The sequence below is a fragment of the Streptomyces sp. NBC_00659 genome (assembly GCF_036226925.1).
In the GTDB taxonomy this organism is placed as follows: Bacteria; Actinomycetota; Actinomycetes; order Streptomycetales; family Streptomycetaceae; genus Streptomyces.
Map to the genome: position 1 here is coordinate 9,590,222 of NZ_CP109031.1, position 15,465 is coordinate 9,605,686.

The 15,465-nt window shown below is 71.5% G+C and carries 16 protein-coding genes; 10 read left to right on the plus strand and 6 right to left on the minus strand.

Annotated elements, in window-relative coordinates; translation table 11 throughout:
* Positions 1-55: 55 nt before the first annotated feature.
* The 8 genes from OG410_RS42280 to OG410_RS42315 all read left to right on the plus strand — a co-directional run bounded on the left by OG410_RS42280 (position 56) and on the right by OG410_RS42315 (position 6,024).
* Positions 56-1,795: an acyltransferase domain-containing protein gene (locus OG410_RS42280; protein ID WP_329297148.1), complete on the plus strand. Its 1,740-nt coding sequence runs from the start codon at positions 56-58 to the stop codon at positions 1,793-1,795.
* 118 nt (positions 1,796-1,913) lie between these two features.
* Positions 1,914-2,168 (plus strand): phosphopantetheine-binding protein, encoded by a 255-nt coding sequence (locus OG410_RS42285; protein WP_329297147.1) that lies wholly within the window; start codon positions 1,914-1,916, stop codon positions 2,166-2,168.
* A 19-nt stretch (positions 2,169-2,187) separates the two neighbouring features.
* Entirely contained in the window at positions 2,188-2,424 is a 237-nt protein-coding gene (locus tag OG410_RS42290) for an acyl-CoA dehydrogenase family protein (RefSeq protein WP_329297146.1), read from the plus strand.
* Between the two features lie 143 nt (positions 2,425-2,567).
* Positions 2,568-3,191 (plus strand): hypothetical protein, encoded by a 624-nt coding sequence (locus OG410_RS42295; RefSeq protein WP_329297145.1) that lies wholly within the window; start codon positions 2,568-2,570, stop codon positions 3,189-3,191.
* A 152-nt stretch (positions 3,192-3,343) separates the two neighbouring features.
* Positions 3,344-3,526 carry a DUF5302 domain-containing protein gene (locus OG410_RS42300; protein WP_329297144.1) on the plus strand — a complete coding sequence of 61 codons (183 nt, stop codon included), beginning with the start codon at positions 3,344-3,346 and terminating at the stop codon, positions 3,524-3,526.
* A gap of 13 nt (positions 3,527-3,539) precedes the next feature.
* Positions 3,540-4,106, plus strand: coding sequence for a TetR/AcrR family transcriptional regulator (locus tag OG410_RS42305; RefSeq protein ID WP_329304478.1), 567 nt, complete (start codon positions 3,540-3,542; stop codon positions 4,104-4,106).
* A gap of 153 nt (positions 4,107-4,259) precedes the next feature.
* Positions 4,260-5,798: an acyl-CoA carboxylase subunit beta gene (locus OG410_RS42310; protein ID WP_329297143.1), complete on the plus strand. Its 1,539-nt coding sequence runs from the start codon at positions 4,260-4,262 to the stop codon at positions 5,796-5,798.
* 10 nt (positions 5,799-5,808) lie between these two features.
* Positions 5,809-6,024, plus strand: coding sequence for an acyl-CoA carboxylase epsilon subunit (locus OG410_RS42315; protein ID WP_329303980.1), 216 nt, complete (start codon positions 5,809-5,811; stop codon positions 6,022-6,024).
* A gap of 69 nt (positions 6,025-6,093) precedes the next feature.
* Here OG410_RS42315 and dpgD read toward each other — a convergent pair whose 3' ends face one another.
* Genes dpgD through dpgA form a run of 6 tightly spaced genes read right to left on the minus strand, consistent with a single transcriptional unit; the run spans position 6,094 to position 13,207 of the window.
* Positions 6,094-6,906 carry an enoyl-CoA-hydratase DpgD gene (gene dpgD, locus OG410_RS42320; RefSeq protein WP_329297142.1) on the minus strand — a complete coding sequence of 271 codons (813 nt, stop codon included), beginning with the start codon at positions 6,904-6,906 and terminating at the stop codon, positions 6,094-6,096.
* 24 nt (positions 6,907-6,930) lie between these two features.
* Positions 6,931-8,391 carry a benzaldehyde dehydrogenase gene (locus tag OG410_RS42325; RefSeq protein ID WP_329297141.1) on the minus strand — a complete coding sequence of 487 codons (1,461 nt, stop codon included), beginning with the start codon at positions 8,389-8,391 and terminating at the stop codon, positions 6,931-6,933.
* Between the two features lie 31 nt (positions 8,392-8,422).
* Complete coding sequence (locus OG410_RS42330; RefSeq protein WP_329297140.1) at positions 8,423-10,060, minus strand: thiamine pyrophosphate-binding protein; 1,638 nt, start codon at positions 10,058-10,060, stop codon at positions 8,423-8,425.
* Positions 10,057-11,370 (minus strand): (3,5-dihydroxyphenyl)acetyl-CoA 1,2-dioxygenase DpgC, encoded by a 1,314-nt coding sequence (gene dpgC / locus OG410_RS42335; protein ID WP_443063867.1) that lies wholly within the window; start codon positions 11,368-11,370, stop codon positions 10,057-10,059. Before dpgC ends, OG410_RS42330 begins: the two co-directional genes overlap by 4 nt.
* Positions 11,371-11,378: 8 nt before the next feature.
* On the minus strand, positions 11,379-12,104 hold the full coding sequence (gene dpgB, locus OG410_RS42340) for an enoyl-CoA-hydratase DpgB (RefSeq protein ID WP_329297138.1): 726 nt from the start codon (positions 12,102-12,104) through the stop codon (positions 11,379-11,381).
* A 29-nt stretch (positions 12,105-12,133) separates the two neighbouring features.
* Positions 12,134-13,207, minus strand: coding sequence for a 3,5-dihydroxyphenylacetyl-CoA synthase DpgA (gene dpgA / locus OG410_RS42345; RefSeq protein ID WP_329297137.1), 1,074 nt, complete (start codon positions 13,205-13,207; stop codon positions 12,134-12,136).
* Between the two features lie 399 nt (positions 13,208-13,606).
* On the opposite strand from dpgA, the gene OG410_RS42350 reads away from it, so the two are divergent.
* Together OG410_RS42350 and OG410_RS42355 are read left to right on the plus strand one after the other, a co-directional pair.
* Positions 13,607-14,185, plus strand: coding sequence for a TetR/AcrR family transcriptional regulator (locus OG410_RS42350; RefSeq protein ID WP_329303977.1), 579 nt, complete (start codon positions 13,607-13,609; stop codon positions 14,183-14,185).
* Between the two features lie 225 nt (positions 14,186-14,410).
* Entirely contained in the window at positions 14,411-15,361 is a 951-nt protein-coding gene (locus OG410_RS42355) for a quinone oxidoreductase family protein (RefSeq protein WP_329297135.1), read from the plus strand.
* Positions 15,362-15,465 lie beyond the last annotated feature (104 nt).

The following is a 15,465-nucleotide window of genomic DNA, read 5'->3' on the forward strand; positions in this document are numbered from 1 at the left end:
GGGGCAGCAGTGAGCGCTCGACCCTTTCCGGACGGCCGACACCTCAAGGAGAGGCATGAGCCCCAAGACCACCGCTGAGACGAACGACGAGGCGGCACTTGCGCCGTCCGAGCCGGTCCTGTGGCATCTGGCCCTGCTCAGCGGGGCCGACGGCACGACTCTCCATACCGGACTCGCCGGACTCAAGGCCCGTTTCGCCCAGTTCCCGGTCCTGGAGGACGTCCCGGTGCGCATCCGTACCGTCGGCAGCGAGGGCGGTCACCGCGGCGCCGTGCTCACCGGCGAGGGCGTCGCCACGGACCTCGGCGTCCGGGAGGCCGGGCACGCCGCTCCCGTCGCCTTCATGTTCCCCGGACTCGGTGACCACTACGGGGACATGGGCCGCGACCTGTACCGCGACTTCCCCGTCTTCCGCGCCGCCGTCGACGAGTGCGCCAAGACGCTCACGCCCGAACTCGGCCTGGACATCCGCGAGATCGTCTTCCCCGACCCGGAACCGGGCGCCACCGTCACGGCCGCCCCGGCCGTCGACCTGCGCCGCATGCTCGGCCGCGGGGACGGCCCGCGCAGCGAGAACGAGCGCCGGCTGAACGCCACCCGGCTCGCCCAGCCCGCACTGTTCGTCATCGAGTACGCGCTGGCCCGGCTCTGGGAGTCCTGGGGCGCCCGCCCCTCCGTCATGATCGGCTACAGCCTCGGCGAGTACGTCGCCGCCACCCTCGCCGGTGTGCTCGCCCTCCCGGACGCCCTGACCCTCGTCGCCCGCCGGGCCGCACTCATCGACAGCCTGCCCGAGGGCGCCCTGCTCGCCGTCATGCTTCCCGAACAGGAGGCCGGCGCCCTGCTCGGGGACGACGTGTCGCTGTCCGCCGTCAACGGACCGGAGTTCTGCGTCGCGGCCGGCCCCGTCGCCGCGATCGAGGAGCTGGAGCGCACCCTGCGCGAACGCGGCACCGTCTGCCGCCGGGTGCAGTCCACCCACGCCTTCCACTCCTCGATGATGGAGCCCATCGCCGGCCAGGTGACCGACCTCGCGCGGACCCTCACCCTCAACCCGCCGAGCATCCCCTACATCTCCAACGTCACCGGCGAGCCCATCACCGACGCACAGGCCACCGACCCCGCCTACTGGGCCCTCCACCTGGTCAGCCCCGTGCGCTTCGCCGAGGGCCTGCGCCACCTCGCGGCCGTTCCGCTGCTGCTGGAGACCGGCCCCGGCCAGACCCTCAGCAGCATGGCCACCGTGATCCGCGGCCCCGAGGCCGGCACCGTCGTCGCCTCCATGCGTCATCCACTGGAGCGCCGGTCCGACTCCGCCGTCGCCCTCAAGGCGCTCGGGCGGCTGTGGCTGGCCGGCGCCGGCATCGACCGGGCCGGCTTCCCGGCCGACGAGCTGGACCTCGTGGCCGACGCCGTCACCACCGTCTCGGGCGACACCGCGTCCGGCAACGCGCCGAGCAGCGTGGAGCGGGAGGTCGCGGGCGTCTGGGCCAAGGTGCTCAGGAACGAGCAGCTGCCCCACGACGTCAGCTTCTTCGAGGTCGGCGGCAACTCCCTGCTCGCCACCCGGCTCGCCCTGCGCATCAAGCGCGTCTTCGGCGTCGAGGTGTCGCTGCGCCAGATCTACGAGTGGTCGACCGTCTCCCGGATGGCCGCCGCCGTGGAGACACTGCGCGCCGGCCGGGAGCCGGACACCGCCGCGGAGGGCTCCTCGCACACCGGCACCTCGCCGGCCCGCTTCCAGCTGCCCGACGGCCCGGGCTTCGTCTCCCACCGCGTGCTGATGCGCTGCTGAAGAAGATGGCCGCCTGCTCGGGCGAAAGAGCTGCGAGGGCTTCCACAAGTACCGCTGACGCCCGCCCCCTTCCTCTCCGCGACCGCCACGACACCATGACAACAGGACGGATGACGAGATGAGCACGGACAACAGGGCCAGGGCCGCGGAGTACCTCTCCCGCTTCTTCCCGGTGCAGGACCTCAAGGACGACGACGACATCTTCGAACTCGGCTTCGTCAGCTCGATGTTCGCGATGCAGCTGGTGTCCTTCGTCGAGCACGAATTCGGCATCACGGTCGAGAACGAGGACCTGGAGCTGGAGTACTTCCGGTCCATCAGCGCGCTCGACGCCTTCGTCACACGCAAGCTCTCCGCCCCGGCAGCGCTGTAGGCGAGAGCGGACCGAGACGATGACCGGAGCGCTCACCGCGCAGCAGGAGCAGGCCCGCAAGGAGTTCAGGGCCTTCCGCGACCGCCACATGGCCCCCTGCGCCGGCACCTGGCACCGCGCCCGGCGCACCCCGCCCGAGATCATCCGGCTGCTCGCGGACGAAGGCCTGCTCGGGCTGTACGTGCCGCGAGTACGGCGGCGGTGGCTGCAGCCGGGAGCTGAAGCAGGCCTGGCTGCCCCGGCCGGCCCGCGGTGAGCGCATCGCGGCGCCGGCCGTCTCGGAGCCGGCAGTGACGCGGCCGGCGTGACCACTACCGCGTCGGCTTCCGGACGCCGCGTGCCCTGCCCGAGCAGGAGACACCGGCGGACGGAACGTGGGTCCTCGGTGACAGCGCCGGGGTGTCCGAGAGCCTGGAGGCCGACCATGTGGCTGATGTGGATGTACTGCCTGCCCGCCTGGACAACGGGTGGCAGGCGCCCGCTCGACTGGCCGTCGACGCGACCACGCCGGTGGCGCCGACAGCCGGTCGTGGCGACATCGCCGACGCTGCGCAGGAGCTGACCGCTTCCGCGCTGCGTACTCTGCAACGTCTGCCGGGCGAACCCCGGCTGAACGGTGCCGAGTTGGTGTGGATCACACGTTCGGCGGCGGGCGCGGACAACGACGTCCGCGACCCGCTGCGGGCACCGCTGCGGGGCTTGGTCCGCGCGGCGCGCGGCGAGTACGCCGAACGTGTGATCCGCCTGGTCGACCTGGGCGACGGCATCGCCGACGAAGCGCTGCTGCCCCGCGCAGCCGCCCTGACGGGCGAGCCGGAGATCGACCTGCCCCCCGAGGACGCGGGCGCGGGGTCCGGCGTCGTCAACACCGCGACGCAGTTCGGCTCGGCGACCGGTACCGCGGCCGTCGGAGCGGTCCTCCTCGGACTCGTCGGCGCCGGGGCGAGAGCGCGGCCGCCGCGGCCGACTTCACCTCTGCGGTCTGCCTCACCCCGTGGTGCAACGTCGCCGCCTTCCTGCTGACCGCCGCCCTCACCCCGCTGCTCCCGCGCAGCGAGCCGACGAACGCCGGCGCCGCGGCGAACGCCAAGGACGACTCCGCCGCCGGCGGTCCCGTCCCCGACCCGGCCCAGGCCGAATTCCCTTCCCTCACACATCTCCCACAGGAGGCTCGTATGGCAGAAACCCCGGAGAACAATTCCACGGAGGACGAGAACCGGCGCAAATTCCGTGAGGTCCTCGCGCGCAAGCGGAACACGAACAGGGACCGCCAGGCGCACGAGGACGGCCGGCTGAAGGTGAAGGGCATGAGCGGTCCGGCCGGGCAGAAGCGCCAATTCCGGCGCAAGGCCGGCTGAGCAGCGGATCCACATCGACAGCACAAGAGAATCGCCGGCCCCGAGGACTTTCCGGGACCGGCGATTCTCCTTCACCGAGTGGAGTGGGCCGCGGTTCACCGCCGCGCGCCGGGCTTGGGAAGCGGACGGGGGCGGGGCACGGAGCGCGGCTTGGGCCGGCGGACACCGAAACCGCACCGCCCTCCTCGACGCGGCCATCGACGTTCTCGCCCGCGAAGGCTCGCGCGGCCTCACCCTGCGCGCGGTCGACGCCCGGGCGGGCGTGCCGGTCGGCACGTCCTCCAACTACTTCCGCAACCGGGACGAGCTGCTGCTGCAGCTCATGCGGCGTACCGACGAACGCATCGCGCCCGACCCGGAGCAGGTCGCCGACGTCATGCGCGCCGAGCCCTCGACCGGCCTCGTGGCGCTCCTGCTGCGCCAGGTCCACGAGCGCATGGAGGCCGACCGCGCCGGCTGCCTCGCCATGCTGGAGCTGCGCCTCGACGACCTCACCGTCCCCGAGGTGCTCGCCCCGTACGCCGGCGACGACCTGATCGGCGAACTCGCCCGTCGGCTGCTGCCGAAGGGCGTCACCTGAAGTCCCCCTGCCGGCCCGTATCCGTCGCCCCGCGAACCCCTATTTCCGAATTCTCTTGAGTTCGGGGGCCCCTATTTACCGGAAAAAGATCATTGAAATGGCCTTTCCGGCGGTACGTTTCACAGAAACCGTCTCGTATTCGGAGTCTATGGAATGTCGATTCTTGAGCTGCGGGAGATCCGTGCGGAGGCGTTGCGTGGCCCGAGCGAGAAGGCGACGGCGGCGCAGCACGCCAAGGGCAAGCTGACCGCCCGGGAGCGCATCGGGCTGCTGCTGGACGCGGGTTCGTTCCGGGAGGTCGAGCAGCTGCGCCGGCACCGGGCGACCGGTTTCGGCCTGGAGGCCAAGAGGCCGTACACCGACGGTGTCATCACCGGCTGGGGCACGGTCGAGGGCCGTACGGTCTTCGTGTACGCCCACGACTTCCGGATCTTCGGCGGGGCGCTGGGCGAGGCCCACGCCACGAAGATCCACAAGATCATGGACATGGCCATCGCGGCGGGTGCGCCGCTGGTGTCTTTGAACGACGGTGCCGGCGCCCGTATCCAGGAGGGCGTCTCGGCGCTCGCCGGCTACGGCGGCATCTTCCAGCGCAACACGAAGGCCTCCGGGGTCATCCCGCAGATCTCTGTGATGCTCGGCCCGTGCGCCGGCGGCGCGGCCTACTCGCCGGCGCTGACGGACTTCGTGTTCATGGTCCGCGAGACCTCGCAGATGTTCATCACCGGCCCGGACGTGGTCAAGGCGGTGACGGGCGAGGAGATCACCCAGAACGGCCTGGGCGGCGCCGACGTCCACGCGGAGACCTCCGGCGTCTGCCACTTCGCCTACGACGACGAGGAGACCTGCATCGCCGAGGTGCGCTACCTCCTGTCGATGCTGCCGCAGAACAACCGCGAGAACCCGCCGCGGGCGCAGTCCTCCGACCCGGCCGACCGCCGCAGCGAGGTGCTGCTGGACCTGGTCCCGGCCGACGGCAACCGCCCGTACGACATGACCAAGGTCATCGAGGAACTCGTCGACGACGGCGACTACCTGGAGATCCACGAGCGCTGGGCCCGCAACATCATCTGCGCGCTGGCCCGCCTCGACGGCATGGTCGTCGGCATCGTCGCCAACCAGCCGCAGAGCCTGGCCGGTGTCCTCGACATCGAGGCCTCCGAAAAAGCGGCCCGTTTCGTGCAGTTGTGTGACGCCTTCAGCATTCCTCTGGTGACCCTGCTGGACGTGCCCGGGTTCCTGCCGGGTGTCGACCAGGAGCACGGCGGGATCATCCGGCACGGCGCGAAGCTGCTCTACGCGTACTGCAACGCGACGGTGCCGCGGATCTCCCTCATCCTGCGCAAGGCGTACGGCGGCGCCTACATCGTCATGGACAGCCAGTCCATCGGCGCGGACCTCACCTACGCCTGGCCGACGAACGAGATCGCCGTGATGGGCGCCGAGGGCGCCGCCAACGTCATCTTCCGCCGCCAGATCGCCGACGCCGCCGATCCCGAGGCCATGCGCGCGCGCATGGTCAAGGAGTACAAGGCCGAGCTGATGCACCCCTACTACGCGGCCGAACGCGGCCTGGTCGACGACGTCATCGACCCCGCCGAGACCCGCGAGATCCTCATCAAGTCACTCGCGATGCTGCACACCAAGCACGCGGACCTGCCCTCCCGCAAACACGGCAACCCCCCGCAATGAACGGAGACTCATCGTGAGCGACGACGACCGAATCCTGCGTGTCGAGAAAGGCCATGCCGGACCCGAGGAGCTGGCCGCCCTGACCGCGGTCCTGCTGGCCCGGGCAGCGGCGGCCGGCGGGATGGAAGCGGACCCGGACGAGGACCGGCCCTCGGCGGCCCCCTGGCGACGCCTGGAACGCCGTACGTACTTCGGCGCCCCGCACAGCTGGCAGGGCGCGGCCTGACGCGCAGAGCATCGCCCCCGGCCGGTCGAGGCCGGGGGCGATCGCGTCGAGGCGCGTCGCAAAGACGGATCAGGTCCCCGTCCACTTCGGGGGGCGCTTCTCCACGAAGGCCCGCGGGCCTTCCTCCGCGTCCCGGCTGTGCATCCGGCGCTCCTCCCAGACGTACCGCGTGGCGAAGGCCTGTTCCAGGGGCATCGTGGCCGACGTGGCCGCGGCTTCCTTGATGGCACGCAAGGACAGGGGCGCGCAGCGCAGCATGTCCTCCAGCCAGCCGTCGACGCAGTCGTCCAACTCGTCGTACGGCACGGCCTCGTTGACCAGCCCCAGTTCGTACGCGCGGGCCGCCGACATGCGGCGGCCGGTCAGCAGGTGGCCCATCGCCGCCCGGTACGGCGCCTGCCGGGTCAGCCGGAACACACCGCCGGCGCCGGCCATCAGGCCGAGCCGGGCCTCGGTCAGGGCGAACTCGGCGTGTTCGGCGGCGACGACGATGTCGCAGGCGAGGGCGAGTTCGAAGCCGCCGCCGAGCGCGTAGCCGTTGACGCGGGCGATCAGCGGTTTGGACAGGGAGAAGCGCTCGGACAGCCGGGGCCAGCCGGGCTTGCCGCGGCTGCCGAAGGTGGAGACCGCGGCGCCCGCGGTGTCCTCGTCGAACCGGCGGACCAGTTCCTTGAGATCCTGGCCGACGGAGAAGGCGCGCTCACCGGCTCCGGTGAGGACACCCACCCAGATGTCGTCGTCGGCCTCGAAGTCGTCCCAGATCCTGGCGAGTTCGGCGTGCGTGGCGAGGTCCATCGCGTTCAGCACGTGCGGCCGGTCCAGGGTGATACGGGCGACGTGGCCGCGTTTGTCGTAGCGCACGCGGCGCGGCTCGTCGGACACGCTGCGGCTCCTCTCGTCGAGGCGTCAGAAGGGATACGGCAGTGCCGTGCCGCGTACGGTCAGCCACTGCCACTGGGTGTACTCGTCCCAGCTGTTCTCCGAGCCGTGGCGGCTGCCGTTGCCGGAGGCGCCGCGCCCGCCGAACGGTATATGCGCCTCGTCGTTGACCGTCTGGTCGTTGACGTGGACCAGCCCCGTCCTCAAGCGTTCCGCGAGCGCCAGACCGCGTTCGGCGGATCCGCTCTGGACGGCCGCGGACAGCCCGTACTCCGTGTCGTTGGCCACCGCGACGGCCTCGTCGTCGTCGGCCACCACGATCACCGGGGCCACCGGGCCGAAGATCTCCTCGCGGAACGCCGGCATCGCCGCCGTCACGCCGGCCAGCACCGTGGGCCGGTAGAACGGACCGGTGTGGGTGCCGCCGGTCAGCACGCGGGCTCCGGCGGCCACGGTCTCGGCCACGAGCCGTTTCACCCGGGCCAGTTGGCCGTCGCTGATCAGCGGTCCGAGGTCGACGTCCGCCGTCCACGGGTCGCCCACGGTCAGCTGCTCGGCCCGCTTGGCCAGCCGCTCCGTATACGCCTCGGCGACCGACTCCAGCACGATGTGCCGGCCGGCGGCCATGCACACCTGCCCGGAGTGGAAGAAGGAGGCCCAGGCGCCGGCCGAGGCGGCGACGTCGAGGTCCGCGTCGTCCAGCACGATCAGCGCGTTGTTGCCGCCCAGTTCCAGCGAAGCCCGCTTCAGCAGGCGGCCCGTGGTGCGGCCGACCTCACGGCCGACCGCGGTGGAACCGGTGAACGCGATCATCGCCACGTCCGGGTCGGAGGTCAGCGCCGCACCTGGCCCGGCGTCGCCGGGCAGCACGTGGAGGACACCCTCGGGCAGTCCGGCCTCCTCGAACAGCCGGGCTGTCACCCAGCCGCCGGAGACCGGGGTCTGCTCGTCCGGTTTGAGGACGACGGCGTTGCCCAGGGCCAGGGCGGGGGCGACCGCGCGCATGCCGAGGAGCAGGGGCACGTTCCACGGGCTGATCACCCCGACCACGCCCAGCGGGATGCGCCGGCCCACGCTGTGCCGGCCGGGCTGCGAGGGCAGCAGATGGCCGTGCGGGCGGCCGGGCAGTGCGGCGGCGGCCCACAGCTCGTCGGCCACGGCACCGACTTCGTACTCCGCCTTGCCGCGTACGCCGCCGCCCTCGCGGATGAGCCACGACACGACCTCGGGGGCGTGCGCCTCCAGCAGTTGCGCGGCCCGGCGCAGCACCGCGGCCCGCTCGGCCGCAGGCGTCGCGGCCCACGCGGGCTGGGCGAGGGCGGCGCCGCGGGCCGCCGCGCGGATGTCCGAGGCGTCGGCCGTACCCACCGTGGCGAGGGCGCGGCCTGTCGCGGGCTCCGTCGTGGCGGCGGCGCCGCCCGCGGGGGCCCGCCAGCCCTGGCTGAACACCTTCCCGTGCAGTGCGGTGGGGTCCACCAATCGGGGCATCTTCCAGCTCTCCCTCAGTCGTGGCGGGTGATCAGCCGTGGCCGTTGACCGGTACGTCGATGAGCAACGGGGCATCGGAGCAGGCGGACTTGGCCACGGTCTCCGCGAGGTGGTCGGCGCCGGTCGCGCGTACCGCCTCGATGCCGAAGAACTCCGCCGCCCTGGTGAAGTCGAGGCGGTCCGGGGACAGGTCGAGGCCGACGTAGCGGCCGCGGCGGGTGGAGCGGCTGTCCCAGGAGTCGAGGGTCTCCTTGAGCGTGCGGTACTCGCCGTTGTTCATCACCACGAAGGTGACCGGCACCTCGTACCGGGCTGCCGACCACAGGCCCTGCAGCCCGAACATCGTGCAGCCGTCGCCGAGCACGGCCACCACGGGCCGGTCCGGGCCGCCGAGCCTTCTGCCGACAGCCGCCCCGATGCCCCACCCGAGGCCGCCGCCCACCGTGTGGACGTACGAACCCGGGCGGTCCAGGGACAGCACCTGGCGCAGCCGGATCCCGGTGGTGATCGCCTCCTCGACGACCACGGCGTCCTCCGGCAGCCCGGCCGCGACCGCGTGCGCGGCCGTCAGCGGGTCCAGCGGGGCCTCGCCGTAGCCCGCCCGCGCCTGCGCCTCGGTACGCGAGCGGCGTGCCGCGTGCGCACGGCCCGCGCGTTCGATGCGTTCCGCCGCCCGCGGCACCCGGCCTCGCAGCAGCGGCGCCAGCGCGGCCAGCGTCGCTCCGATACCGCCGTGCAGTCCCAGCGCCACCGGGAAGTTGCGGCCCAGCTCGGCCGGGTCGGAGTCCAGCTGGACGACGCGGGTGTTGTCCGGGACGGGGGAGCCGGGCGTGTAGTGGTGGGCCATGAAGGCGTGCGTGCCGATGACGAACACCACGTCGTGGCCGGTGAGCTGCTCCCGGATACCGGCGTGGGTGGCCGGCAGCATCCCGGCGTGCAACGGGTGCGAGCCGGGGAAGTCGACGCCGTCGTGCATCGGCTGGTGGTGCACGAGTGCACCCAACGCCTCGGCCACCGCCACCAGTTGGGGTACGGCGCCCTCGCGGCCAATACCGTCGCCCGCCACGATCGCGGGGTTGTCGGCGGCCGCCAGGAGGTCGGCCGCCCGCTGGAGCCGGGTGGCGGCGCCCAGCGGGGCCCGCACCGACCGGCCGGGTACCTCGACCGGGCCGGTCTCCTGCAACAGATCCATCGGCAGCGACAGGAACACCGGTCCGGCGGGCGGCTGCTGGGCCAGCGCGAAGGCGCGCCGCAGCATGAACGGCAGGTCGTGGGCGTGCTGGACGTCGAAGGTGTGCTTGACCGCGGCCTTCGCCAGGCCCACCAGGTCTCCGGAGAGCATCGGGTCGGTGGCCAGATGGCGGCGGTCCTGCTGACCCGCCGTCACCACCAGCGGCGTACGCGAACGGGACGCGTTCAGCAGGCCGACGAGGCCGTTGGCGAGCCCGGCGGCGATGTGCAGGCTGACGAACGCGGGCCGGCCCGTGGCCCGGGCGTACCCGTCGGCCATGGCCACCACCGAGCCCTCGTGCACCCCGAGGACGTACTCGATGTCCGGCGCGTCGGCGAGCGCGTCGGTGAAGGGCAGTTCGCTGGTGCCGGGATTGCCGAAGACCCGGTCGACGCCCTCGTCCCGCAGGATCTCGAGCATCGCGTCCACGGGCTTCACGCGGCCACCGTCCCGCGTACGGACCGGGACTTCCCGGCGAACCGGTGCACCTTGCCGAGCACGTCGTCCGCGTACAGCCGTACGGCCTGCTGGAGGGCGAACTCCGCCATGTACAGCCGGAACTGCTCGGGCGGCTCCTCCGCCAGGTTCAGCATCCGCTTGTTGGCGAGCACCGCCGGACTCGCCAGCCGGGCCACCGCACGCTCGGCCGCGTCGCCGACCTCCTTGGGGTCGACGACCTCGTCGAACAGCAGCCGCCCGTCCGGCTCGTGGGCCCAGATCTTGCGGCCCCACAGGATCACCTGGCGCGACACCCGCCCGTTCGTGATGCGCCCGAGCCGCAGATTGCCGGCGCCGGGCACGATGCCCTCCTGGGCGGCGGGCAGGCTGAAGTAGCTGTCCGCGGCACCGATGACGTGGTCGAAGGCCAGCAGCAGCTGGGCGCCCCCGCCGATGGCGAAGGTGTCCACCGCGGCCACCCACGGCTTGTCCGGCAGCGGCGCCGGCCAGGCCGAGCTCTGGTCGGGACAGTGGCCGCGCAGCAGCTTGGCGATGTAGCCGAGCTCGCGGCGCAGCAGGAAGTCGACGTAACTGATCCGCCCCTCGTGCAGATGGGCCAGGTTGATGCCGGCGCTGAAGACACGGCGGCCCTGGTAGCGGGGGTGGTCCATCACCCCGCCGCGCAGCACGCCGACCTTCACCCCGGGGTCGAGCAGGGTGAGGTCGACGGCGGTCTCCATGTCCTCGACATGCCGGTTGTCCTCGGCGTTGAGGCAGTGGTTGTTGACGACGGTGAGCCGGGCGCCGCCGTCCCCGCCCCGCTCGATGTCGACCGCGCCCAGCCGCAGACGGCCGGTGCGGCGGAACTCCGGCAGCAGGTCCAGCGCGCGCCGGGTGGGCTTGCGCATGCTGTCCAGGAGGTGGCGGCCGGCCTGCGGCGAGCGCAGCACCTCATGGAAGAAGATGCCCTGGTCGATCTCCCGCCCTTCCTTCTCGGCCTGCGGCAGCTCCTGTTCCGCGGCGAGCTGCCCGCGGGTGGGGACCAGGCCGGGGAAGGCCTCGGCGGCGGACTCGACGAGTTCGTCGATGCGCGGGCGCGGACCGCCGCCGGTCAGCTCGTCGTAGACGGCCTCGGTGTGGTGACGCAGGAACGCGGCGCGCAGCGCCCGGCCGCTCGTGTGCACCTGGTCGGCCCGCCCCTGCTGCTCGGCGTCGCGGGCCGGTTTGGGCGGCAGGGCCGCGAGGACGGCCTCGCCGGCGGACGTGACCTCGGTCAGGACGGCGCTGTCCTGGTTGAGGTCTCCGGTCAGGGGGAAGGTCACGCGGCGCTCCCTTCGGCTGCCGAGGTACGGGTGCGGGCGCGGCGCAGGGCGCGGTCGCACGCGGACAGATGGGCGCCCAGCGACTCCTCGAAGGCGGTGGTCGACGCGTCCAGCACGAGCCGGCGGCGGATGGCCAGCTCGCTGCCGGCCAGGCCGGTGGCCAGCTTGGCGGCGGCCGCGACCGGGGCCGCCAGGTCGTCGGCGGGCGCGAGTTCGTCCAGGATCCCGGTGTGCAGGGCGCGTTCGGCGGATATCTCGCTGCCGAACAGCGTGATACGGCGGGCCGCGGCCACCCCGGTCTGCTGGGACAGCCGGTGCAGCAGCATGCCCGGCCACGGGTCACGGCCCAGGAAGGGCGGGCGGACGACGACGTCCGGGGTGCCGATCCGGTAGTCCATGGCCAGCAGCAGTTCCAGGGCGGGGCCGCCGACGGCGCCCTGGACGACGGCGATGGTGGCGGCGGGCAGCCGCTCCAGCCTGCGCAGCACCCGCTCCCACTTGTTCACGGCGTGCACGCCCGTGTCACCGGGCCAGGCCGTCTCGGGCGTGCCGGGCAGCGAGCGGTCGGCGAGCCGGAGGATCACGACGGCTTCGGCGCTGTCCTCCGCCCCGTCGCACACCTCGGCGACCGACCGGATCAGGGAATCCGTGAGCGGCGTGGAGGCGTCGATGTCGAGGATGATGTCGGCCCGGTCTCCGAGCCCGATGAGGTCGGTGGTCACTCCGAATCCCGCTTTCCTGTGAGTGGAGTTCAGTACTGGACGAGCGCCGTCTCGATCTGCGATCCGGGACCCATGGTCATGAAGATTCCGTGCTCGCCCTTTTGGACGACGCCTTCCTCCAGCAGCCGTTGATAGGAGAAGAGGAAGGAACCGCTGGAGAGATTTCCGTAGTCGCGCAGCACACTCGTCGTGTGGCGAAGGTCGTGCCGGGTGAGTCCGAGATTGACGTCCACCGAGTCGATGACCTTCTTTCCACCGGAATGCACGATCCAGTGGGCGATGTCGCTGCGCCGCAGCCCGGTGCCGTCGAGCAGCTCACCGATGACGATCTCGGCGTGGGCGCCGACCGCGTAGGGAACCTCGCGGTCGAGGAAGAAGCTGAACTTCCCGGCCTCGTCGTCCCAGTCGTAGCGCATCGCGTCGATCGCCTCGGTGATCATGTAGCTCGCGAACTTGAGCACCGTGGCCCCGGGACGGGTGCCGCCTCCCTCGCCGTCGGCCATGACGGCGACGGCCGCGGCGCCGTCCCCGAACAGGCTGTTGACGACGGCGGTCCGCATGGTGCCGTCGAAGACGTACGCGGCCGAGCAGGACTCGGAGCACACCATCAGGGCGAGTCGGCCGGGGTTGGCCGAGGCCCAGGCGGTCGTGGCGGTCAGCCCGTTGAGACCCGCGTTGCAGCCCATGCCGACCACGTCGAGCCGACGGGTGTGCGGGGACAGCGGCAGCTCCTTGATCAGTTTCGCGCTGAGGCCGGGGGTGAGGAAACCCGTGGTGGTGACGCAGGCGAGGTAGCCGATGTCGTCCGGCTCGGCGCCGATGTCCTTGAGGCAGGACCGCAGCGCCCGGGCGCCCATGTCGACGCCCCACCTGGCGTGCTTGGCGAGCAGTTCGCCCTGGCTCTCCATGCGGCGCCGGCCGTCCTCCCCCACCGGGGGAAGGTTCAGATAGCGGCGCTCGATCGCGCTGTTCTGAAAGACCGAGACTATTTTCTCGTTCTCGATGCCGAAGGCGTCCAGAACTTCCTGCTGCGAGTAGCTGTGCGGCGGAGTCGCCGTCCCGACACCGAGTATTCGTGGAAGCGGCGAAACTACCGGCATCATGTGGTGATCCCTTTCTGCACCGCAGAATTTCATTGGCATGAAGGTCGCACCGTTGAACATACAGGCGCCGGGCGGTAATTCGCCACAATGGATTATCGGGCGATTTTCCGACGGAAAGCAGGGGGTGATAGGGGTTCGATAGGGGTGGTTGTCCGAGAGGGCTTTCGAGGTATGGAATTCGCGTGGCGGGCGGCCCGCGGGGCCGGTGCCCGCGGTCGGGGTCCGGCCCAGGTGCGGCCGGGGTCCGGCCGGGGCTCGGTCGAAGCCGCTTGACGCCGCCCCCGAAAGTGATAGAGTCTCTCGATATGAGAGAGGCTCTCGAAGTGAGATGGCCTCTCGAAGTGAGATGGCCTCTCGAAGTGATAGGTTCTCTCTGGATGCAGGGACGGGGTGATGGACATGGGGCTGCGTGAGGCCAACCGGCAGCGCGTGATGGGTGAGGCACGCCGTGAGGCGCTGGCTCTCTTCGTGAAGCAGGGCTTCGAGGCGACCACCGTCGAGCAGATCGCGAGCGCCGCGGGCATCTCGTCGGCCACCTTCTACCGTCACTTCCGCGCCAAGGAGGACGTGCTCTTCAACGAGGGCTACGACCCCTTCCTGGAGCGCGCGTTCGCCGGCCGTCCGGCCGGCGAACCGCTCGCGGAGGTCGTCCGCACCGTCTACCAGGAGTTCGCCGCCCGTCTGCTGGAGGCCGACCACCAAGCCCTGTTGCTCAGGCACCGTCTGATGAGCAGCGTCCCCGCCCTGCGGGACCGGCTGATGAGGGAGGAGCGCACCAACCTCGACCAGCTGGTCAACCTCCTGGCCGACCGGGTCGGCCGCAGCCCCGACGACTTCGAGGTGCGCCTCGCGGCGGCGGCCGTCAACGCGGCCTTCGCGCAGGCGGCCCAGTACTGGCTGGACCGGGACTGTGCCCCCCAGCTACCCGATCTCATGGAACTCGCCATGGACCGCATCAAGGGCGTCCTCGCCTTCTGACCAGCACTGATCCGCGCTACGTCCGTTCCGGTCCGCCGGATCGGAACGGACGGCTCCAGTCACGCTCGAGTCATACGAGAGTGCCGTACGGGATGACCAAGGCATGCGCCTCGCCGGTACGAGCACCTCGCGCGTCACACGTACGCCCGTTTCCCGCACTGGCACCAGCACATCTACCGGTAAGCAATGCGAAATCCCTTATGGCCACATTCTGGAGGCATCCCCATGCGCGCAGCTGTAGTTCACACCGTCGGCCAGGCCCCCCGTTACGCCGAGTTCGAGGAGCCGACCGCCGGCCAGGGTGAGGTCCTGATCGATGTCAAGGCCGCCGCCCTGACCAACCTGACCCGCCTGGTCACCCGCGACCCCGACTACTCGGAGGGACGCACCCCGCCGTTCGTCGCCGGCGTCGAGGGCGTCGGCACACTGCCCGACGGCCGCCGGGTCGGATTCGGCGCCCGCCGCGCCCCGTTCGGCTCGCTGGCCGAGAAGAGCGTGTCCCCCGGCATCCTGCTCTTCGACGTCCCGGACGGCGTCGACGACATCACCGCGGCCGGGCTCATCAACCCCTCCCTGTCGTCCTGGCTGCCGCTGGCCTCCCACATCCAGCTCCAGCAGGGCGAGTCCGTGCTCGTCCTCGGCGCCACCGGTGTCGCCGGCCAGCTCGCCGTCCAGATCGCCAAGATCCTGGGCGCCGGCCGCGTCGTCGCCGCCGGCCGCAACGAGGAGGTCCTCAAGCAGCTCCTGAACCGCGGGGCGGACGCGATCGTCCCGCTCGGCGGAAGCGACGAGGAGGTCGCCGCCGCGTACGCGGACGCCATCGGCGACGGATTCAACGTCGTGCTCGACTACGTGTGGGGCCACCCGGCCGAACAGTTCCTCGAGGCCCTGCCCCGCGAACTCGTCGTCAAGTCCGGCGTCCGCTACCTGCAGATCGGCAACAGCGCCGGCCGGCTCGCCGCCATCGACGGCAACGCGCTGCGCCGCAGCGGTGTGACCATCATCGGCTCCGGCTCCCTGCCCGACCTCGACGAGGTCAAGGCGATCTGGGGCCGCGTCATGACGGAGACGGCCGCCGGCAACCTGAAGATCGACGTGGTGACCGCCCCGCTCTCGGAGATCGAGACCCGCTGGGAGGCGGACGTTCCCGGCAAGCGGACCGTCATCACCATCTGACCCGCCGAAAATCCCCCGCGGCGGGGCGAGAGGGGCGGGCGGCAGCACGCCGCCCGCCCCGATCTCGCCGCACCGCACAAGGACCGCACCACCAGACAGGACCG